The sequence below is a fragment of the Acaryochloris sp. CCMEE 5410 genome (assembly GCF_000238775.2).
Taxonomy (GTDB): Bacteria; Cyanobacteriota; Cyanobacteriia; order Thermosynechococcales; family Thermosynechococcaceae; genus Acaryochloris.
In genome coordinates, this window is sequence record NZ_AFEJ02000001.1 from 4,190,569 (window position 1) to 4,210,386 (window position 19,818).

The window sequence follows — 19,818 nt, forward strand, 5'->3', positions numbered from 1 at the left end:
TATGGGTGTTGGAATTATTCTGGTGTGTGCTCTCTTCCTGCTGGTGATCTGGTTGGCCTTTCAGCCCAAGCAGGGCGAAACCGCAGCGAACTCCCCAGACCAGGACGACCCACCCTATATTCCCCCTCCGCCAAAGACCGGGAATTTCTCAGATGATTTTTCCAAGTTGCCCCCGGACTCACCAAATTTAGATAATCTATCTGATTCCCTAGAAGATCAGCCCCACCTAAACGATGCTGTCTCACCCCTTATCGCTGATCCGTCTCTTTTAAATCTCGACGGGATAAGCGGCGACGGAGATGATGCCTCTGGGCAAGGTCTCATCGTCATTAGTGATGATCTTCGACAGCAGGTCCAACAACTCGTGGCGGCAGGACGTGAGATTACCGCAGTTAAAAAGTTACGGCAACAGGGCATGGAGCTGGATGAAGCTCGACAATATCTGGATGCCTTACCCACCCCTCCTCCTACCGATGTATTGACTCCCTCATCGAGACCGCAAAATTACGAGCAGGTTGAAGCTGAAGTCCGGCGACGCCTGGCCCAGGACCAAAAAATCCAGGCTATCAAATATGTTCGTGAGCAATGGGGATATGGTCTCAAAGCGGCAAAAGCCTATGTTGAATCCTTAGAAGGAACGAGCAGCCCATCACAAAATTCAGACGATGTGGATGCAGAGGTTCGGCTACTGCTGTCGCAAAATCGCAAAATCGAAGCCATTAAATTGGTGCGTCTGCGATGGGGGTACGACCTCAAAGACGCTAAGGACTATGTGGAATCTTTAGGAAAATAGGTCTGGTTGATCAGCGATCGCCTAATCCAAAATTAATTCCCGTTGAGCAATCTGCTGACTGAGTAGCTCTTTATTCCCTTGAGTCACGACTAGACGGGCATCTCGCAGGGCTTGTGGGTTCGTCTCAATTTTATAGGTCACGTTTCCGTTGGTTGCTTCATAGGACAAAGCGTAGTATTCACCTGTGGTCTGGGCGGGTAAGACAATCTTCGACCCGGTCTTCTTCTCAATGCCCACGTAGCGGTAGTTTCTGTCAGTTTGGCTGGATTGATTCAAACAGATGAAAATCTGATAGTCGGGGGTATTCATACTCTCAAACAGATGATCATTGCCACAAAACTGTCGTGGATTCTGGGAGTTCGCGGCAACGGTCGGTGCTGGAGCAACCACACTATCTTCAGGGTCAAGATTGGGTGGAGGCTGACTCGAAGGATTGGCGACGGGAGGCAATTGAGTGGGTAAGGGCTGGCTAGGGTTCGCTGCTGAAGGGAGGTGTGACGGGCTGGTGGTAGGAGCGGGCGGCTTCCCGTCTAGTTCTGAGAGTCCAGGAGGTGCAGGAGTTGGGCTGCCTTGGCTCACAGATTCATTCGGTGTTTCCGGGGGTGGATCGCTCTCTTCTGCTGGTTGAGTACAGGCAGTGGTCAGTCCCAAGCTAATGATATAAACCCAAGACAGTAAAAACTTGTTCATACTAAATCTAGTTCGAAACCTATCTCTAACCTAACCTACGAAAAATGGGAAAAGACGTGCTCAATATTAAATTAAATTCGGTGCATGTACTATTAATTTCTCGTAGATATAAATTCGAAAAATATTAGGCGGTAGTATGCCTCTCTCCATTAATCCTTAACTGTTGGATGACGCTAGCCCAGTTAATCTTCTAGTGAAGCATAATCTCAATATCTGGGTGGAGAAGATTTAACTTGCTAATGATCAAGTTAAAGAGTGAAAATACTATTTTTATGTAGTCTGCAGCGATTATTGAATATCAGAAAAACGCTGTTGACTACAGCGATGAATGCCTTTAAGGACAACACGATAGTGCCGATATCCTTGGTAATGTTTGGGTGTAATAAATTAGACAGAATGTTTGATTTTTGTCTGGGAAAACCTTGATAAGATGGAATTTAGTACCGAATAAATTTGAAATGTAGTTACCGCAAACAAATTTCTTTTGAATCTCGTAGCTCGCTTGAATTGATGACTGAAATGTGACCTAATCTGAGGCAATGTTGGTTATGCGTACCTGACTGCCTGACAGAAGTATCTCAAAGCCTTTATTTTCATAGTCTTTGAGAAAAGAGTGGAGCGACATGTGAAGCTAGATTTAAGCACAAATCAGCGTTACTCAAATGTCAGGCTCCACCCAAATTTATCGTCAACTGTTCTCCTTTTTACGTCAACACAGCCATTATCGAGATTTGCGTCATCTCATGACCCTGGGATGGATGGTGAGCGCCTTAATCTGCAGTGAACGATTATGCTTATCTGCTTGGGAATCCTATGTCCCCTGCCGAGCAAAAAAAGCCCAAAGTGTCGAGCGTCGCTGGCAACGCTTTCTGTGCAATCCGCTCATTGATGTCCACAAACTGTATGTCCCTTTGGTCCTTCTAGCGCTTAAGAACTGGCGAACCCATCGCCTTTACCTAGCGATGGATACCACGGTTTTATGGAATGAATACTGCATGATTCATGTATCCGTTGTCTGCTGTGGCAGAGCAGTACCGTTGTTATGGAAAGTATTAGAGCACAAGAGTGCGGCGGTTGCTTTTGAGGAATATCAACCGCTATTGCGTCAGGCCCGTTGGTTATTACGGCAGCATCCAGATGTCATGTTGTTAGCAGATCGTGGGTTCGCGAACCATCAACTGATGAGCTGGTTACAGCAGAGCCGTTGGCATTACTGTCTGCGTATCCCATGTGATGTCCTTCTCCATGGCCCCCGTCAATGTCCAAGAGAAGTCCGTAGGTTATGGCCATCCAAAGGAGAAGCTCTCCTCTACCGTAATGTCGGGCTTTGGGATGATGGCCTCTATCGGTGCAATTTGGTACTGGCGAATATCCGAGGCGTAAAAGAACCATGGGCAGTGATTACAGATGAATCACCCTCGTTACAAACCTTGTGGCAATACGCCTTGAGGTTTCGGGTGGAAGAATTATTCCTCGATAGTAAATCTGGTGTGTTTGAGCTTGAAGAGTCGAAAATTCGCTGTGCTGATGCTCTGGAGAGGCTGTACCTGATTGCTGCTGTGGCACTGCTATACAGCACGGCTCAGGGGATGGCTGTTCATATTAAAGGGCTACGCCAACAGGTTGATCCCCATTGGCACAGAGGCATTAGCTATCTCAAGATTGGATTGCGGTGGCTCAAGGGGTGGTCCATAAAGGACGGGAGTTGTTGATGCCAGTCCCCTTATTCACCAAGGATCCGCAACCGTGTTTTGCCTCTAAAAAGCTCAAAAGAAACACTACAACAAAATCTGGTTCTCTCGTATCCGCTCTCTACAGTGCAAAGCTTTATGAGCTATGGAATACAAAGATCTGTCAGGCAGTCAGTATGCGTACTTATGCTTCTCGCTCAAAAAAGCCCACGGCGCAAGCACTGCCCAAACCTAAGCCGGGCTTAAAACCTCTATCGATTGAGGGATCTCTTATACAAGCAAAGTCGAATGAGGAGGGGTTGGCTGAATGGGAAGCACAGCGACAAAAATGGGCACGACTAGGATCCCCTTGGATGGACAAGGTTCCTGATCCATCTAAGGAGTTGGCCCAACCTTGGATTCAGCGAAAGCAGGGACTTGGACAGTTAAGTGGGCAGTATACACCGACACCACAGCAGGGCATGCTGCAGCCAATGGACGCCACTCAACTTCAACCCGACAATTTCCATAGAGAAAACCACACAGGGATGCCGGATCCATTGAAGTCAGGTTTGGAACAACTTTCGGGATTTGATTTATCGAATGTGCGGGTCCATCGGAGTTCTGCTAAACCAGCGCAGCTGAATGCTCTTGCCTATGCACAAGGTCAGGATATTCATCTAGGGCCCGGGGAAGAGCAGCATTTACCCCATGAAGGATGGCATGTTGTGCAGCAGATGCAAGGGCGTGTTAAGCCTACGCTACAAGCCCAGGGAGTATCAATTAATGAAGATGATGCATTAGAGCACGAAGCTGATGTAATGGGTGCCAAAGCTTTAGCGATGAAAGGCTGTGATCAAATCACAACTCGCTCACTGTCTACGACAGTGGGTGGGTTGCAGCGAAAAGAGAACACTATATTCCCTTTCCTTGCATCAGATCAGCTCTTCAAAGCAGGCTTCTCATCCAACGTCATCCAGTGTGATCGCGACACCCTCGCAGTTGTTTTGCCCACTGTAGCGAAAAAGATCTATAAGAACGCCCTCAAGGGTGACCCTCCGTTCAAGCCACAGAAAGGTAATTATGGCCGTGTGTCATGGTTTAAGGGGGAAGGAAACCCATGGATTGGTGGTGCTACGGGTGGTGGCAACGCTAGCAATACTAACGTAGTTGTCAATGTGACAATCGAAGGGGCAGTTCCACGCAAGCCAAACGATTACTTTGAGAGAACCATATCTGAATTGGAACAACAGTACGAGCTGAGCCGGGCAAGGAATGAGCACCAAGGGGTACTTTGGAGATTGTTAGGGCAATCCCTGGAAGCTGACCCCGTTGCCGAGGTTCCAATTCCCTACGATAAATACCTCAACTCCAAAGAAGATGGAACATTTATTACTGTAGGGGCAAGTGGCAGAGATAAGATTCGCCTGCCCGCTGATGGGGTTGAAAGGCTGCGAGTGGCAATTAGGGAAGACGACAAGAATGCTCCAGATGAACTGGCCCAAGAAGTTGAAGAGAAAGGCAAGCAGAAAGCAGAGTTCATAATTAAGGTTCTCGGGGAAGACACGAATAGGTATTTCCAGGTACAACAACTGCACAAAGAACTTGATAGGGTTGCCAACGAAATTTGGTGTGGTTTAGGTCTGGGCGACCGTGCTGGGGTATTTGGTGATTGGAGCGAAGGTATTGTTCGAGTGAGTGGCCCAGCTGGTCGAGTACGTCGTTTGCGAAAAGATCTTTGGAGAATAGCCAAGGATGCTAGAATCTCGCCAGAAGAGTTTGTGGTGAATGATAAGGGGCTCTCGAACAATCAGAAGAGATCATACACTGACGCTTACGAGCCAACAGAAGATTTAAGTGATCGTATAAAAGGATCAGTACTGCGCTCTCAAATCGCAGATTTCATGAAAGAACTAGTGACAGGAGAAAAGACCCTTGATAAAGCTGATTTTTTGGATCCTCCTGTACAAACGAAGATAAAAAATCATTTGGAGGCATTTGAGAATAATAAGAAGGAAACCAGGTGGGAGTGGAAAGAGACTAAGTCTGGAAAGCAGGCGAGTTGTTATTGGCGCGGTGAGATCTTGGAGATCCAGGCGCTAGCCGAAAACAAGGAAGTCAGCAAGAAAGATCGAGGACGTTATCCCTTGTGGAAAGTTGAACAAAACTACGGTGATGTGTTACCTAGCCTTTAGCAGAAGGCTCAAACTAAAGTAACGACACTAACGACACTGAGATTTTTAGTATCCACAACCTAGTGGTCCACCACAGTGATTATGACAGGATAGGTTGCGGATAGAGCCTGGTCAGTTTTGTTCGCGCATCATCCACTGTAAATAACCAATTAACCGTCGCTTTATCTCGGTTACGCCTTTGTTCCCATAAGGTGACCTCATGCCGGAGTTTTTCAATATCAGGAATTCGTCGATTTAAGCACTGCCTGGAAAGAGCCGAAAACCAAACTCAACCATATTGAGCCAACTACCATGTTTTGGTGTGTAGTGAAACTGAATGCGCCTGAGAATCCTCAAAGCTTCATCAGGTTTGACAGTTTTGTAGAGTGCAGCGGGAGTATGGGTGTTGAGATTGTCTAAGACAACGTGCACTTGTTGAGCATCAGGAAACAGACCATCCACCAGATACTGCATGCACACCCCAAAGTCCTCACTTTTTCGATGCTCAGTCACCTTCAAATGTCGCCAACTTTTGAGCGGCTGAAAAAAGCCAAATATACTACAAGTGCCCTTCCGCTCATATTCATGGTCGTAGCGTTGAGGACGACCGGGCTTCGGTGGACGGGGCACCCGGGTTTCGCCAATCAGTTGGCAAGGCCGTTCATCAAAACAAACAACAGGCTCATCAGGATCGTAGGGGTGGGCATACCAATCTAGAACGTTCTCCATCCGCCAAACAAAGTCTGCGCCTACAGTAGAAAACCACCACTGCTTTTTTAGCCAAGGCTTAAGCTGTTTTTTTCGAGCGTACGTCGCACAGTTTCATCCGATAGGCTTTCGACGACTTTGAGTTCAACCAGCCGTTCTGCCAATAGCTGCATGGTCCACCGGCAATAACTGGTAGGTGGGTCGCTACAAGCTGTCGCAATGAGCAAGGCCTCTGCTTTGCTATCGAGCTTCTTTTGGCCCCCTGGCCTGGGACGCTCATTGAGGGCAAATTCCACACCACCTTCAACAAATTTCTGGCGAGTACGATGCACGGTAGAGATGCCTGCATTGAGCATTTGAGTAATGGTGTCGTCTTTGTGTCCCTCATCTGCCAACATCAAAATCTAGGCTCGTTTCATTTTTCGCGCTGACAAGGTTCCACGTCGGGTGAGTTGCATCAGCTCACTGCGTTCTTCAGGTGTTAGCGTCACAATATATTTGTCAGGCATGATTAGTAGGCTAAAAACAGCTAGATGGTTTCTAGCTTACCTATCTAATTCAGTGTGGTCGAGCACTAATCAAACAACAAGAGATTTTGTCTAGTTGCGATATGTGACTATCTCTAACCTACCTCTAACAATCCAGTCAAAAAGAGCCATAGTTAAGTAGAGTTGGCTTAATTAAAGATTAACTAAGTTTCATTTTGTGAACTAACTTGAAAACCTTTTCCTGTATAGGTTTCGATCGAATTTTTCTTGCGAAATCTACAACAGCTTTTCAAGTTTTACCTACTTACCCGATAATGTTTGAGGTTGTTATGGATAGTCTGACAGGCGAGGTAAAGCACGTGACCAATTTAGCCAATCCACTGCAAACATCAAACCAGCCGATTCCCGTTGGTGTGTTAGGGTTTGGCGGACTTGGACAAGCCGCAGCTAGAGTTTTAGCTCCCAAACAGCAAATGAAGCTGGTCGCCGCTGCAGACCAAAAAGGCTTTGCCCTCAACCCCGAAGGATTGGATTTGCAACGTGCGATCGCAACCTACAAAACTCAAGGCTCTCTCGGTTACCTCGACCCAGGCGGCACCCTCAGCACCCAAAGCATTGCTGATCTGATTCAGCAGAGCCAAAACGTTGCCGGTTTTTTCCTGGCGTTGCCTAACCTGCCCAATACCTTTATGGCTTCCGTCGCCAAGCAGTTCATCGATCTTGGCTGGAAAGGCGTTTTAATTGATGCCATCAAACGAACCAGCGCGGTTGAGCAGCTTGTGGACCTCCGTTCTGAACTCGCAGAAGCAGGTATTACCTATGTCACAGGCTGTGGTGCCACCCCCGGTTTACTGACGGCGGCTGCTGCCTTAGCGGCCCAAAGCTACGCCGAAATTCATCAAGTCAAAATTACCTTTGGGGTCGGTATTGCTAACTGGGAAGCCTACCGGGCCACCATCCGCGAAGACATTGCCCATTTACCGGGCTACACCGTCGAAACAGCCAAAGCCATGACTGATGCTGAGGTAGAAGCCTTATTAGACACAACCAACGGCATCCTGAGTCTGGAAGATATGGAACATGCCGATGACATTATTTTAGAAATGGCCGGGATTTGTGGTCGAGATCGCGTTACCGTTGGCGGGGTTGTTGATACCCGTAATCCCAAAAAACCCCTTAGCACCAACGTACAGCTCACGGGTCGGACCTTTGAAGGTAAAATCTCGACCCATACCTTCACATTAGGGGATGAAACGAGCATGGCCGCCAATGTTTGTGGGCCTGCCTTTGGTTACCTCAAAGCAGGCATTGCCCTCCATCAACAAGGGCTTTGTGGACTCCTGACTTCTGCTCAGGTCATGCCCCATTTTGTGTCTTAACGGGCTTCTACAAAATTCATCCTTGTCTGAGAACTTTGCCCTAAGCCGGATAGGTTGTGGCTTTACTTTCTTAAGGGAACAGATGGTGAAGGATGCCCTAGAGGTGATCGCGAAAAGGTCACCACATTCTAGGTCAGCCATAGCTTTCTGATGGGGGTCTATTCACGATCAAAAATATTCTCAAAACGTTTTGTAGGCTACTTTTTAGAACTCTCTGAGCAACCATGATTTGCTGTGGCTATGGCCCATCATGAACACCGATGAGCAATGGATGCAATGCTCAGGATCAAACCCCTTTGGCTAATAGGTTGTAGCGACTCACTCCCTCGTATTCTGAATTACTTGCGTGCTATAGAAAATCACTTCTAGAAATATTGTCAAAATCTATAGATGTGTTTACAAATACCGTTTTGATATTCAGAATATGTTAGCGAGGATTGGTTTATTGATAACCATTCGGAATTGTTGATGCTCTTTCTTATCTCTCACCCGAGATTCACTAACCTTTGCTCATAAAACAAATACGTGAACCTGAAAAGAGTTGCCGAGCCGAGGGGGGTATGAAGTTTATGTTCCTCATGTTTTGAAGATGGAGTTCATCTATGTCGATTACAAAAAAAGGTTTTGCTGAATTTTTCGGCACGTTTTGGCTGACCTTTGGAGGCTGTGGTAGTGCTGTATTCGCTGCTGTCTTTACGGCAGGTGTAGAAATCGGTGAGGCCAAGTCTGCCTTTACTTTTCCCGCAGGTATTGGTTTTACAGGCGTTTCTCTCGCCTTCGGTTTGACCGTTCTGACCATGGCCTATGCCGTGGGTCATATTTCTGGTGGACATTTCAACCCAGCCGTCTCCTTTGGACTTTGGGCTGGCAAGCGATTCCCTGGATCTGAGCTATTGCCTTACATCGTTGCTCAAGTGGTGGGTGCGATTGCTGCGGCGGGTCTTTTGTATCTGATCGCTAGTGGTGCGGGTCCGATTGATGTTTCGGGTGGTAACCCACTTGCGACCAATGGATTCGGTGCTCACTCACCTGGTGGCTACAATCTGGTTGCTTGTTTGATCGCAGAAGTCTTGCTCACCATGATGTTCCTCTTGATCATCTTGGGTGCCACAGACAACCGTGCCCCTCAAGGGTTCGCTCCTGTTGCCATTGGTTTAGGTCTGACTCTCATTCACTTGATCAGTATTCCGATTACCAATACCTCCGTAAATCCTGCTCGTAGTACTGGCCCCGCATTGATTGTCGGTTTGGCAGGCAATATGGAGTTGTTTGCTCAGGTATGGCTATTCTGGGTTGCGCCAATTGCAGGTGCGATCGCAGCTGGTTTCATCTACAATGCCCTATTTGAAGAAGATACAACTTCTACCTCGGCACCTGAACGGAGTTTTGCAGAGCGATAATGAGAAAGAACATATATTGTTCCAATTTTCTCAACCGTTTCGCTGACTTGTAAAAAACGATCAATGTCTTTTTTGCGAGGCTATCTCGCGGCTCTAATAGATCCCACCTATCGGACTAATGCTTTGAAAGTGGCGGCCATAGTGGGGTCTATTTTATTGGCGATTAATCATGGCGCGGCCCTAACCCAAAACAAAATGACCCGCGCACGCTGGATCTCAGCAGTCCTCACCTATTGCGTCCCTTATATGGTGAGTGTTCATGGACAGTACGTCAGTCGCACTAAAAAACTGTAGTGGCGTTATTCCAAGTCGAGGGTGAGCTGGTAAATTTGACGACGAGACATAGCATGCTTTTCTGCTAATTGCCGACTCGCCCGCGATTTAGACCATCCCTGAGCCAATAGCGCTTGCAATTCTGTGCGTAGCTCTAGGTCTGTGGGCAGAGTTTGGCTCACCACTTTACCTGCCAAAACCACTGTAAATTCTCCTTTGGGTTCATGGGTTTGATAGTGGGTGATAGCTGTTTGCACCGATCCTCGCCAAAACTCCTCAAACCGTTTGGTTAATTCCCTTGCCAAGACAATCTGTCGCTCAGTACCAACCTGCTCTGCTAAATCTTGTAAGGTCTGGCGCAACCGATGGGGTGCTTCATACAGAACAACGGTGCGGGATTCCGTCGCGATTTCCTGCAACCGCTGTTGACGCGCTTTCCCCTTTGTAGGCAGAAACCCTTCAAAGCAAAAACGATCACAGGGTAATCCCGATGCTACCAGTGCTGCGATCGCAGCATTGGCACCAGGAATCGGTATCACTTCTATCCCAACCTCAACGCAAGCCTGCACGAGTTCCACCCCTGGATCAGAAATCCCTGGCATGCCTGCATCGCTCACGAGAGCTAAATCTTGCCCTGACTGTAGTCGCTGAATTAGTTCCGGTGTACGGGTTTGAGTGTTGTGCTGGTGATAGCTAAGTTGCGGGGTTTTGATCTGAAAGTGATGGAGCAGTTTGCCCGTATGGCGCGTATCCTCGGCTGCGATCGCAGCCACCGTTTGCAAAATCCGCACCGCCCGAAAACTCATATCTTCTAAATTCCCAATCGGCGTTGCCACAATATACAAGCTGCCATTTTGGGACGCATTGGTGTCAGAAGAGATCATGTGTTCATTCATCTAGAGCATTGGAGAGGCTGACTCAATTCCAAATCGATCGCTATCCATCTTCTCCCAAAAGCTGTACGCCACTCTCAAACTTCACCAGAAACGGGCTGTATCTGACGGATAACAATTGTGCCATGTCTCAACTGGCAGATAAGCTACCCATGCTTAATGGGTACGGTCAGCAATTGTCATGAATGTTACTGACATAACCATTGGCAGAATATAAGCAGTCGTAATGATTATATGGCTGTCTAACTTTAAGTCTCTTTACGCTGCCTTCCGAATGTTGAAACAATGATCAAACTTCTGAAATAACTGGTTTGGCTCTGCAACGCCAATGTCTTGTGCCCAGCTTTCGATAGAAAATAGAAATGCTTGCAGCTCTCGCTCCACACCCATCAATGCTTTCTCAAATTCAGGCTGTGAAACATCAATGTTAAACGCATCCCGCATTGGTTCAAGCCCACCATCTGACCAAATGCGAATAATAGTACCTTGACGCTCAACCCACGGACTTGGATCATGCCCTAACCAAGGTGAATAACCTGTTTGAAGGAAATCAATCCATTCACGCCATGTTTCTAGCCCACAACAACAACTTGGAGGAATAACTTTCGCTTCAGATACGATTTGTATACCACCGGGTAACACTAAGCTTTCGGCTTCCAAGATCTGCTCTAAAACAGTGTGTTTATTATTTGCAAGTTCTATTTGGTTGTATCGAGCCAATTGAGCAAACACCAAACCGATCTCTGGATATGTCATTTCTCCCCATAAACGGATCATCGACAAAGGCTTGAATTCTGGAACTGGCCAAGGACAAAGAAATTCACCTGCGTCATAAGGTGACTCCACGACCGCTTGCATTTGAATCGATGAATTCATAGGCGCTTACAGCTTTAAAAACCTGGCATCTCTCTACAACAATTGCAGGATGTGCTCATACCGAAACCTCAAATCAGATAATAACGCTGGCTATCTGCTACTCACCTAGATGATGCATGCAATGATCCCCGCAAAAGCCTCCTTCTCTTAATCGTGGTGCATTTGGTCGCAACAGCAATCGCCCTATTGGTCATGGGGAAGCTCGATACTGCTCAAATTATTTTCTATCAAGGGAATCCACTCTCAAACATTAGAGGCATCTTTCATCTGCAAGTCGTATCCATCTAACCCATATTTGCCGTCAAAATCCAGATTGTCTGTAAAGGCATGCTGACATCAAATTAACTTGCCCTCGTCAAGAAGAGCGAGAACCGCCGATTGGATATGATCTGCACTCAGATAGGGGATGAAGACTAGATCTGCCCCTGCGAGGTAAGCACCACTATGGGCCTCGCCAGTCATTCGCCAACGTTCAAGAAGCGTCGCGGCATTCTTGGGTGTCATGAATACTCGCTGATGAACGACGCCATTGGCAAGGGTAATGGCAACGTCTATGTTGCCATCTTCTGCGTCAACTCCATCAATGCCAACGATCGCTTCAACAGAATGGATGCGGTCATCTGCTGGAGTAAGGCGAAGCAAGAACCCTTCATTTGCTAGCAGGCGGGCCATCGTTACAGTCCGGTTATTTCTGTAGCGCTAACATCTGCTTCAAGGATATTACGATGTCAAAGGTCGGCTACATCTTTCCTACCCCCAACCGAAGGGTATAACGCTCAAACTCTCGTGTCTAAGCTGTCCTTATTTGTATGAACCATGAAACGAGCAAAATTCCTCACTCCCCGTAGGATCATCGTGCTCCTAACTGTGGTGTGTGTAGTGGCAACGGGCATTGCTCTATTGGCGTTGGGTAAGCTGGATACCGCTCAAATAAAGGGACTGGTCAACCGCGTAGGGATGTGGGGACCGATCTATTACATCCTGGCCTATGTCATTGCCACTCTCTTAGTGTTGCCTTCAACAGCCCTAAATCTTACGGGAGGGGGTTTATTCGGTCCTTGGCTAGGAACTCTTTGGACCAGTCTTGCCGCCATTATTGCCGCAGTTGTCGCCTTTTACTTTAGCCGCACTATTGGTCGCGAGCCGATAGCGAAACGATTGGCGGGACGCTGGCAAAAAATGGATGCAGAGGTCAAGCGTGGTGGCCTCTTCTATATGTTTGCGATTCGATTAGTGCCGATTATGCCCTATGGCCTGGTGAACTTTGCGGCGGGTCTCACCTCTATCCGCTTTCGTGATTTTCTAATCGGGACAATCTTGGGCACTATTCCTAGCGTCTTGCCTTTTGTTCTTATCGGCAGCTCCAGTGTGCAAGCCCTCAACTCTGGTAATGTTGCCCCTTTAATCGGTGCCTTAGCATTGACGGGAATCCTGGTGGCAGGATCAACCTATTGGCGACAAAAACGGCTCAAGCGGAGTTGATGCTCCTGAAAAAGTGTCGTGAACAATACCGTTCAGTGCAAAACTGGAGGATGGAGCTGACGCAATAATCTAGAAATATGACCAAAACAGCATGGGTATTTCCTGGGCAAGGGTCCCAGGCCATTGGCATGGGCCTCGACCTCCTCGACACCGAAATCGGCAAACAGCGGTTTGAAGCTGCAGCTAGCATTTTGGGCTGGTCCGTCCCCGAAGTGTGCGGGGAAGATGAAACCCGACTTTCCCAAACGAATTACACCCAACCCTGCTTATACGTGGTATCTGCTATTTTTGCCGATCTACTGACGGAGAAAGGACTGAAACCCGATTTGGTTGCGGGCCATAGCTTGGGAGAATATGTCGCCCTCTACTCTGCCCAAGTCTTCGACTTTGAATCCGGTTTAAAGCTCGTACAAAAGCGATCAACCCTGATGTCTCAAGCCTCCGATGGTAAAATGGCTGCTCTGATGGGGTTTGATCGCGATCAACTCAGTCAAACCGTCGAGAGTACGGATGGTGTGGTCTTGGCCAATGATAACCATGCCGGCCAAGTCGTCATTTCCGGTACCCCTGCCGCTGTGGATAGCGTCTTAGGCAGTATTAAAGTCAAGCGGGCAGTAGAGCTGAATGTCAGCGGTGCCTTCCATTCACCCCTAATGGCGGATGCAGCGGCTGAATACGAGTCAGTCCTCAATTCCATCGACTTTAAACCTGCCCAGGTGCCCGTTGTATCTAATGTAGAGCCAACGCCTTCGACAGACCCCGCCACCCTCCAAACTCGACTCATTCAGCAAATGACGGGTCCGGTACGCTGGCGGGAAACGGCGCTTGTCTTTGCCGATCAAGGGATTGAATCGGTTTTGGAAGTGGGTCCTGGTAAAGTCCTAACAGGTTTAGTCAAGCGCACTTGCAAAGAGATGGCGTTAACGAATATCAATAGCTTAGAAAGCTTGCCTGCTTAAGTTTAGTCAGGGGTTAACCCGCTGGGTCAACCCTAATTTGATATCGTCAATTGAGTTCTTGGCCGAGGTTCGCCCCATGCCACAACAGCGTGAGCCCACAATTAGCTTAGCCCTCTACCACCTGTTCAAATGGACGGTGGTAAGCCCCTCTTTGCATGTTTATTTTCGGGGGCAGATTCATCACGCAGAACGGGTGCCACAGCAAGGGCCATTAATCGTGGTGAGCAATCATGCGAGTGACTTTGATCCACCACTGTTATCCAACTGCATGCGTCGGCCTGTGGCATTTATGGCCAAGCAGGAACTCTTTGAGGTACCCGTCCTCTCTACCTTGATTCGGTGGTATGGTGCCTATCCGGTAAATCGTGGATCAGCCGATCGCAGTGCCATTCGAGCTGCCTTAGCTTCCTTAGATCAGGGATGGGCTGTGGGTCTGTTTTTGCAGGGCACCCGCACTGTAGACGGACGAATTACCAATCCCAAACAAGGAGCAGCCTTAATTGCTAGTAAGATTCAAGCGCCTTTGCTGCCGGTTTGCCTCTGGGGGACCGAAAAAATTATTCCCAAAGGCCAGAAATTTCCTCGTAGTGTACCATTGACGATTCGGATTGGCGAGCCTATTCCACCTCCTGCCAGCCGCGATCGCACGGCACTGGCCGAGGTGACTCAACACTGTGCCGATGTGATTAATGCCATGCATGATTTAGGCCGTTAACCCTATGGAGAAGTGCTCTAAATCGATTCAATGGGGATTGCTGCTAGGGATTACCCTCGCTATGGGAGCCTGTGGGTTGCCAGAAGTCTTCAATCAGTTTTCGCAAGAAGCCGATAATCAGTTTGGTGATCAACATTTCAAAACGGCAATTACTTTGATTGAGCTGCATAAAGTGCGTTATGGCGACTATCCCCAATCCTTAGCAGATTTGAAATATACCGGGGATTGGGATCAGCTCGCGACCCAATCTGTGAGTTATAAAAAGGTGGATAAGGGCTATATCCTCAATCTAGAAAGAGGTTGGGTTGGCAAAGCAGAGCTGGAATATCCGCCAGATTTTTGGCAAAACTTAGGAATTGTTGAGTCCAATGTTAAGGGGTTGCCGTCTCCTGAGCAGACACTGAAACCGTAACATTCACAATTATGTTTGGATACGACGGCCTCAAGTGAGCAGCGTTAAAATTGAACCACTTGTAAGCAGAAGGGATAGTTCGTCATGTCAGCGATGCAACGAGAGGTTCTCCAACTCGGTAATCCGAAACTGCGTCAGACGGCCTGCCCTGTGCAAAACCCAACCGATTTAGAGATTCAGGCTCTAATTGATGACTTAATTGGAACCATGGAGGCATCCAATGGCGTTGGCATTGCTGCTCCTCAAGTAGGCATTGATTTGCAAGTAGTCATAGTGGCCTCCCGTCCTACGCTCCGGTATCCCCATGCGCCTCACATGGATCCGATTGCCATGATTAATCCCCACATCACCCCTATCGGTGCAGACCGGGTGAAGGACTGGGAAGGCTGTTTGAGTGTACCGGGTATTCGAGGGTTAGTCCCTCGTGCTTCTACCATTTCTGTTGAGTACCAAGATCGCAACGGTCAGGCCCAAACAGAAATCTTTCAGGACTTTGTGGCACGCATTATTCAGCATGAATGCGACCATTTACAGGGCTATGTGTTTATTGACAGAGTTGAATCCACGCGGGAACTTATTACCGAAAATGAGTATCACAAGCTAGTACTGTCCTAGTTGTGGAGGCTCAAAGGTCATAAATAGTCAGTAATTTTATTCCAAAATATAATTTTTGGCGACCGTACGTTATACTCGTCCAAACTTAGTTATTTCCTAAATAATCTTCAGTTTTAAAGATTTTTGCCGTCTGCTTCAGAGCTGTGATGGAGTGATTTGTAACTCGTAATACCGAAGGTGATCACTATCACTTCTCTTTTGTCAGGAAAAATCAACAATGAAGTTGACAAAGCTACAAATGTAGTTTTGATAGCAGCATTCATCGTTCTGAGCTTTTAGAATTAGGCCATATTTGGCCAAGTTAACAAGTTTTGTTCTCCCCAAGATGATTTATGAGCCATAACTCCCACTGGACACTCCGAGCCAATACGTCAATCGTGACATTGGTGCAGCGCCTTCTGGATCCCACACTGGCAGTTCTGTTACTGGTGGTTTTGGCCCATTTTTATGCCATTGCATTTACCACTAGTCTGCAGCTCTTTGCCTTAACAGCATTTTTGCTGATTCTGCCGGTCTTTAAGTCAACAGGGATGTATCGTCCCTACCGCAGTTTGGCGGCAAGATTGCTCGCGATTCGATTGGTCCTGGGATGGTCCATTGTGATGGGGCTGATGCTTTTCATTGGCTTTGCCACTAAAACCTCCATGATTTTTTCAAGGGCATTGATCTTGACTTGGTCTTGCAGTGTGCCGGTCGTGTTGCTTGTGGTTCACTTCTTGGTTTGGGCGATGCTCCGCCAACTGCGCATGTCTGGGCGAAATTCTAAGTCTGCGGTGATTGCTGGGGTGAATCAAGTCAGCTTGGATTTAGCCGAACAGATTCGCGAATGTAAGGATTTAGGGATTCGGCTCAGTGGTTTCTTTGATGATCAGCCGCCAGCGGAGTTACCGGATGTGCCGGTAGTAGGGAAATTATCTGAGGTTCCCGATTATGTTCGTCGACATCATATTGATGTGGTCTATCTTGCCTGTGCTGCAGATGATGAGCCGCGCTTTGCAGAACTGATTGAGGCTCTACAAGATACGACGGCCTGTGTCTATTTCGTGCCTAGTCTATTGATGTACAGTCTGATGCATGGTCGGTCTTACGAAATTAATGGTGTCCCTTTGATTTCGATTTGGGAGATTCCTTTTTCCGACTTGCAGTATGTCTTTAAGCGAGCGATTGATGTGGTGTTGTCTGGGTTAGCGCTGGTGGTGCTGTCTCCAGTCATGACGGTGATTGCCTTGGCTGTGAAGTTATCCTCACCTGGTCCGATTTTGTTTAAGCAGCGTCGGTACGGTTTAAATGGCCAAGAAATCATTGTCTATAAGTTCCGCTCCATGACGGTGATGGAAGATGGTGGCGCTGTGGTTCAGGCGACTCGTGGTGATCGTCGTATTACGCCAGTGGGTGGCTTCTTACGCAAAACGTCTTTGGATGAACTCCCTCAATTTTTGAATGTGTGGCAAGGTCGCATGAGCTTGGTGGGGCCTCGTCCCCATGCGGTGGCTCACAATGAGATGTATCGGAAGCTCATCAGCGGCTATATGCTTCGACATAAGGTCAAGCCTGGTATTACAGGGTGGGCTCAGGTCAATGGTTGTCGGGGTGAAACAGAGACTTTAGACAAGATGAAGCGACGCATTGATTATGACTTGGAATATCTTAAGAACTGGAGTCTGGCAAAACTGCTTGATTGGCCATCAAAGACCACACCGTAGTAAATTCAGGCCATTAACCATCGTGTTTGCCCAAAGGTGTAGTCATTCTAAAAAGCATCATCCATCCAGACCAGGCTCTAAAACAGTACCTCTCACACTTGAGCATCCCGTTATCTAAACCTCAACAGCAGCATGTGCTGCGTATTGTTGAAGGATTGATTGTGGGCAATGGCCGCAAAACCCTTAGCCACTTGTATGCTCAGTGGGTTGATGCTCCAGATGCCAGTGCAGTGGCTGACTTTTTACGAGTGAGTACCTGGTCTGAGCAATCTCTCGACAAACGCCTTGGGGAAATCAACCTGGCCGATGTCATAGAGCGCGTGCAGCGAGGAGGAAGTTCTCCTGTGGTGTATGTGAGTATTGATGACTCGACCAGTAGCAAAGATAAGGATACCCATGCCTTGGAAGGGGTGGATTGGCAGCATGACCACAATGCCAGTGGTCGCAATACTCCCAAGTACAAGAAAGGGATGGTGCATGTGAGTTGTCGGGTTCAAATTGGCAACCACAGTGTTCCCTTCGCCTATCGGCTCTATTTACGGGCAAAAACGGTTCGCAACTTGAACCGGGGACGTGCCAAGGAGGAGCGATTGCGCTTCCAAACCAAGTATCAACTGGTCCGGGAGATGCTTCAGCAGCTCCAGCCTCTATTACCCAAAGAATGGCGGGTGTACGTTTTATTCGATAGCTGGTATGCCTCCGCCAAACTACTCAAGTTTGTTCGGCGGCAAGGCAAGCGATGGTTTTGTTTGGGCGCTATCAAATCCAATCGCATTCTTGATGGCAAGCGTCTGAGTCAATGGAACAAAGACCTCAAGCACAAACACTACGACTCAGTTGAGTTAAAACAGTGACAGGCTCAAAGCACACCTACCTAACGCGCTCGATTACGGGCCGATTAAATGAGGTGCCTTTTGACGTCTGTGTGGTCATCTCCAAGCGGCACCCTCGGGATTCTCACCCGAAGTATTACCTGTGCACAGACACCTCATTGTCTGCGGCCAAAATACTGAAACGCTACTCAAAGCGCTGGTCCATTGAAACAGATTATTGGTATCTCAAGCAATGTTTGGGATTGGGGAGTTTCGCGTCCAACACTATGAAGCGATTCACAAGTGGTACTCTTTGGTGCATTTAGCGTTGCATTTTTTGTATGCTCAACTGCGCTGTTCTCAACAGAGGGATGATCCATTCATTTCAATTGCCCAAGTGATTGAACATCACCGACAGCAACAGGCTCAAGCGGTCTTAATGGCTGCTTGTGAGCAGGCCATCACGGATGGCAATACGCAAGGAGTCGTGAAGCGCTTCATTCTACCAACTCGGATTGCAGCCTAATGGCTTGAGAAACATTAGCTGAATTCGAGTTACTGCTCTGAGGCACACACTTCAGAGTAGGTTACCGCCTGTTCTGGCGGTAATGAAAGGAGGCTGAACTTTGATGAAATTTGCCAGACTCCAGTTAAGAACTGGTCTCTAAGTCTTGATATTCAAATTCTTTTGAAGACGGCTTTTGTGTTTCTGAGAGACCAAAATGCTTACTAAGCACGGTCTGGTTCCATAGATTGGCCTACGGGCAGGAAACTCCTACGGTCGTTCAGCGTCATAATTAGCACATAGGAATTGTGTATCTCTCTGCTCAATACGCTCAAGCGGGCAGAGAGTTACGCCTATGATGCTGTCTCATCGTCTGGTGACTTTATGAAAGATGCAGTTTCCCAGCCGCCCATTTCTAAGCGTGTTGTTGCTGCTACTGCTTTAGCAACGAGTCTTGCGATCGCAACTCCAAATCCAGCCCAAGCAATTCCTTTGAGAGACTTGATCTTTCGAGGAATTCAAGTGATTCAGCTGTCTAATCTTTCCAATCAGCAGGAGCGGGAGCTAGGGGAGCAGATTCACCGCAATCTGCAAAGCCAAGGCATGCGTTTACACCAGGGACAAACCCTCAATCGCTACGTTAATCGCATTGGTCAACGTTTGGTAGAGGCTGGTGCCAGACGCCGGAAAGTGGCGTATCGGTTTCAAGTGGTGGATGATAAACGGGTGAACGCCTTTGCCACGATGGGCGGGCGAGTCTATGTCACCACGGGGCTGATTAATGCTGCGGATAATGAAGCCCAGCTGGCTAGTGTGATTGGTCACGAAATTGGCCATATTGACCGCAAACACCTCGTCAAGCAGATTCGCAAGACAATGGTGGCCCAAGGACTCACAACCGCTGTTACTGGTTCTAATCGTAGTCAAGTCGCCAATATTGGGGTCAACTTATTGGTGAGTCGTCCTCAAAGCCGCAGCGATGAGTATGATGCGGATCGCGAAGGGTTGCGTATTCTGAGAGCAGCAGATTATGCCACCTCAGCCATGCCTGCGTTTATGCGCAAACTAGTGTCTAGCCGATCGACTCCTACGTTCTTAAGTACACACCCCGCCGTCCCCGATCGCGTTGTGCGTCTGGAGCAAGACATTCAGTCTGGTCCTAAAAATGTGTGCGATAGCAACCCAGATCTTAGAAGTTGTGGTCTCAGCGAAAGCCGCTATCGGCAACTCGTGGGCAGCCGTTAAGATGGAACCACTACCTCTATGCCCTC

The 19,818-nt window shown here is 48.0% G+C and carries 19 protein-coding genes and 1 pseudogene; 15 read left to right on the forward strand and 5 right to left on the reverse strand.

Annotated elements, in window-relative coordinates; genetic code table 11:
- Position 1: 1 nt before the first annotated feature.
- The gene (locus ON05_RS19310) at positions 2-793 is read left to right on the forward strand and encodes a hypothetical protein (protein ID WP_010481914.1); all 792 of its coding nucleotides are present in this window, start codon (positions 2-4) and stop codon (positions 791-793) included.
- Positions 794-814: 21 nt separating this feature from the next.
- Here the strand turns inward: ON05_RS19310 and ON05_RS19315 are convergent, their stop codons facing one another.
- Entirely contained in the window at positions 815-1,483 is a 669-nt protein-coding gene (locus ON05_RS19315) for a hypothetical protein (RefSeq protein WP_010481916.1), read from the reverse strand.
- A gap of 662 nt (positions 1,484-2,145) precedes the next feature.
- Here ON05_RS19315 and ON05_RS19320 point away from each other — a divergent pair.
- Positions 2,146-3,195, forward strand: coding sequence for a transposase (locus tag ON05_RS19320; RefSeq protein ID WP_262561980.1), 1,050 nt, complete (start codon positions 2,146-2,148; stop codon positions 3,193-3,195).
- Positions 3,196-3,647: 452 nt separating this feature from the next.
- Positions 3,648-5,348: a DUF4157 domain-containing protein gene (locus tag ON05_RS19325; protein WP_262561981.1), complete on the forward strand. Its 1,701-nt coding sequence runs from the start codon at positions 3,648-3,650 to the stop codon at positions 5,346-5,348.
- A 79-nt stretch (positions 5,349-5,427) separates the two neighbouring features.
- Here the strand turns inward: ON05_RS19325 and ON05_RS19330 are convergent.
- Positions 5,428-6,439: pseudogene (locus ON05_RS19330) on the reverse strand (IS630 family transposase).
- A 413-nt stretch (positions 6,440-6,852) separates the two neighbouring features.
- Between ON05_RS19330 and ON05_RS19335 the strand changes: the two are divergent.
- The 3 genes from ON05_RS19335 (at position 6,853) to nrtS (ending at position 9,596) form a co-directional block, all read left to right on the forward strand.
- Positions 6,853-7,902 carry a saccharopine dehydrogenase-like oxidoreductase gene (locus tag ON05_RS19335; RefSeq protein ID WP_050857536.1) on the forward strand — a complete coding sequence of 350 codons (1,050 nt, stop codon included), beginning with the start codon at positions 6,853-6,855 and terminating at the stop codon, positions 7,900-7,902.
- A gap of 602 nt (positions 7,903-8,504) precedes the next feature.
- On the forward strand, positions 8,505-9,302 hold the full coding sequence (gene aqpZ, locus ON05_RS19340; RefSeq protein WP_262561983.1) for an aquaporin Z: 798 nt from the start codon (positions 8,505-8,507) through the stop codon (positions 9,300-9,302).
- 63 nt (positions 9,303-9,365) lie between these two features.
- Positions 9,366-9,596: a nitrate/nitrite transporter NrtS gene (gene nrtS / locus ON05_RS19345; RefSeq protein ID WP_010479999.1), complete on the forward strand. Its 231-nt coding sequence runs from the start codon at positions 9,366-9,368 to the stop codon at positions 9,594-9,596.
- Between the two features lie 5 nt (positions 9,597-9,601).
- Here the strand turns inward: nrtS and rsmI are convergent, their stop codons facing one another.
- The 3 genes from rsmI to ON05_RS19360 form a co-directional block, all read right to left on the reverse strand.
- Positions 9,602-10,459 (reverse strand): 16S rRNA (cytidine(1402)-2'-O)-methyltransferase, encoded by an 858-nt coding sequence (gene rsmI, locus ON05_RS19350; protein ID WP_010479998.1) that lies wholly within the window; start codon positions 10,457-10,459, stop codon positions 9,602-9,604.
- A 267-nt stretch (positions 10,460-10,726) separates the two neighbouring features.
- Positions 10,727-11,344, reverse strand: coding sequence for a hypothetical protein (locus ON05_RS19355; RefSeq protein WP_010479993.1), 618 nt, complete (start codon positions 11,342-11,344; stop codon positions 10,727-10,729).
- Between the two features lie 336 nt (positions 11,345-11,680).
- Entirely contained in the window at positions 11,681-12,016 is a 336-nt protein-coding gene (locus tag ON05_RS19360; RefSeq protein WP_010479991.1) for a hypothetical protein, read from the reverse strand.
- Between the two features lie 144 nt (positions 12,017-12,160).
- Here ON05_RS19360 and ON05_RS19365 point away from each other — a divergent pair, with 144 nt between their 5' ends.
- From ON05_RS19365 to ON05_RS19405, 9 genes are all read left to right on the forward strand, one after another.
- Entirely contained in the window at positions 12,161-12,826 is a 666-nt protein-coding gene (locus ON05_RS19365) for a TVP38/TMEM64 family protein (RefSeq protein WP_010479989.1), read from the forward strand.
- Between the two features lie 77 nt (positions 12,827-12,903).
- The gene (gene fabD, locus ON05_RS19370; RefSeq protein ID WP_010479988.1) at positions 12,904-13,785 is read left to right on the forward strand and encodes an ACP S-malonyltransferase; all 882 of its coding nucleotides are present in this window, start codon (positions 12,904-12,906) and stop codon (positions 13,783-13,785) included.
- Between the two features lie 76 nt (positions 13,786-13,861).
- On the forward strand, positions 13,862-14,500 hold the full coding sequence (locus ON05_RS19375; protein WP_010479987.1) for a 1-acyl-sn-glycerol-3-phosphate acyltransferase: 639 nt from the start codon (positions 13,862-13,864) through the stop codon (positions 14,498-14,500).
- A 4-nt stretch (positions 14,501-14,504) separates the two neighbouring features.
- The gene (locus tag ON05_RS19380; protein ID WP_010479986.1) at positions 14,505-14,912 is read left to right on the forward strand and encodes a hypothetical protein; all 408 of its coding nucleotides are present in this window, start codon (positions 14,505-14,507) and stop codon (positions 14,910-14,912) included.
- A gap of 84 nt (positions 14,913-14,996) precedes the next feature.
- Positions 14,997-15,527, forward strand: coding sequence for a peptide deformylase (def, locus tag ON05_RS19385; protein WP_010479983.1), 531 nt, complete (start codon positions 14,997-14,999; stop codon positions 15,525-15,527).
- A 332-nt stretch (positions 15,528-15,859) separates the two neighbouring features.
- Positions 15,860-17,230: an undecaprenyl-phosphate glucose phosphotransferase gene (locus ON05_RS19390; protein ID WP_262561988.1), complete on the forward strand. Its 1,371-nt coding sequence runs from the start codon at positions 15,860-15,862 to the stop codon at positions 17,228-17,230.
- 26 nt (positions 17,231-17,256) lie between these two features.
- Entirely contained in the window at positions 17,257-18,084 is an 828-nt protein-coding gene (locus ON05_RS19395) for a transposase (RefSeq protein ID WP_262561989.1), read from the forward strand.
- A 211-nt stretch (positions 18,085-18,295) separates the two neighbouring features.
- Positions 18,296-18,568, forward strand: coding sequence for a hypothetical protein (locus ON05_RS19400; RefSeq protein WP_262561991.1), 273 nt, complete (start codon positions 18,296-18,298; stop codon positions 18,566-18,568).
- A 363-nt stretch (positions 18,569-18,931) separates the two neighbouring features.
- Positions 18,932-19,792 (forward strand): M48 family metallopeptidase, encoded by an 861-nt coding sequence (locus ON05_RS19405; protein ID WP_029315678.1) that lies wholly within the window; start codon positions 18,932-18,934, stop codon positions 19,790-19,792.
- Positions 19,793-19,818 lie beyond the last annotated feature (26 nt).

Excerpts from the sequence above, each read along its gene's own strand:
- nrtS (WP_010479999.1), top strand. The coding sequence starts at position 9,366 with ATGTCTTTTTTGCGAGGCTATCTCGCGGCTCTAATAGATCCCACCTAT.
- ON05_RS19355 (WP_010479993.1), bottom strand. The coding sequence starts at position 11,344 with ATGAATTCATCGATTCAAATGCAAGCGGTCGTGGAGTCACCTTATGAC.
- ON05_RS19310 (WP_010481914.1), top strand. The coding sequence starts at position 2 with ATGGGTGTTGGAATTATTCTGGTGTGTGCTCTCTTCCTGCTGGTGATC.
- ON05_RS19400 (WP_262561991.1), top strand. The coding sequence starts at position 18,296 with ATGTTTGGGATTGGGGAGTTTCGCGTCCAACACTATGAAGCGATTCAC.
- ON05_RS19360 (WP_010479991.1), bottom strand. The coding sequence starts at position 12,016 with ATGGCCCGCCTGCTAGCAAATGAAGGGTTCTTGCTTCGCCTTACTCCA.
- ON05_RS19390 (WP_262561988.1), top strand. The coding sequence starts at position 15,860 with ATGAGCCATAACTCCCACTGGACACTCCGAGCCAATACGTCAATCGTG.
- ON05_RS19365 (WP_010479989.1), top strand. The coding sequence starts at position 12,161 with ATGAAACGAGCAAAATTCCTCACTCCCCGTAGGATCATCGTGCTCCTA.
- ON05_RS19315 (WP_010481916.1), bottom strand. The coding sequence starts at position 1,483 with ATGAACAAGTTTTTACTGTCTTGGGTTTATATCATTAGCTTGGGACTG.
- fabD (WP_010479988.1), top strand. The coding sequence starts at position 12,904 with ATGACCAAAACAGCATGGGTATTTCCTGGGCAAGGGTCCCAGGCCATT.
- aqpZ (WP_262561983.1), top strand. The coding sequence starts at position 8,505 with ATGTCGATTACAAAAAAAGGTTTTGCTGAATTTTTCGGCACGTTTTGG.
- ON05_RS19335 (WP_050857536.1), top strand. The coding sequence starts at position 6,853 with ATGGATAGTCTGACAGGCGAGGTAAAGCACGTGACCAATTTAGCCAAT.
- ON05_RS19405 (WP_029315678.1), top strand. The coding sequence starts at position 18,932 with ATGAAAGATGCAGTTTCCCAGCCGCCCATTTCTAAGCGTGTTGTTGCT.
- rsmI (WP_010479998.1), bottom strand. The coding sequence starts at position 10,459 with ATGATCTCTTCTGACACCAATGCGTCCCAAAATGGCAGCTTGTATATT.
- ON05_RS19380 (WP_010479986.1), top strand. The coding sequence starts at position 14,505 with ATGGAGAAGTGCTCTAAATCGATTCAATGGGGATTGCTGCTAGGGATT.
- ON05_RS19320 (WP_262561980.1), top strand. The coding sequence starts at position 2,146 with ATGTCAGGCTCCACCCAAATTTATCGTCAACTGTTCTCCTTTTTACGT.
- ON05_RS19375 (WP_010479987.1), top strand. The coding sequence starts at position 13,862 with ATGCCACAACAGCGTGAGCCCACAATTAGCTTAGCCCTCTACCACCTG.
- def (WP_010479983.1), top strand. The coding sequence starts at position 14,997 with ATGTCAGCGATGCAACGAGAGGTTCTCCAACTCGGTAATCCGAAACTG.
- ON05_RS19325 (WP_262561981.1), top strand. The coding sequence starts at position 3,648 with ATGGACGCCACTCAACTTCAACCCGACAATTTCCATAGAGAAAACCAC.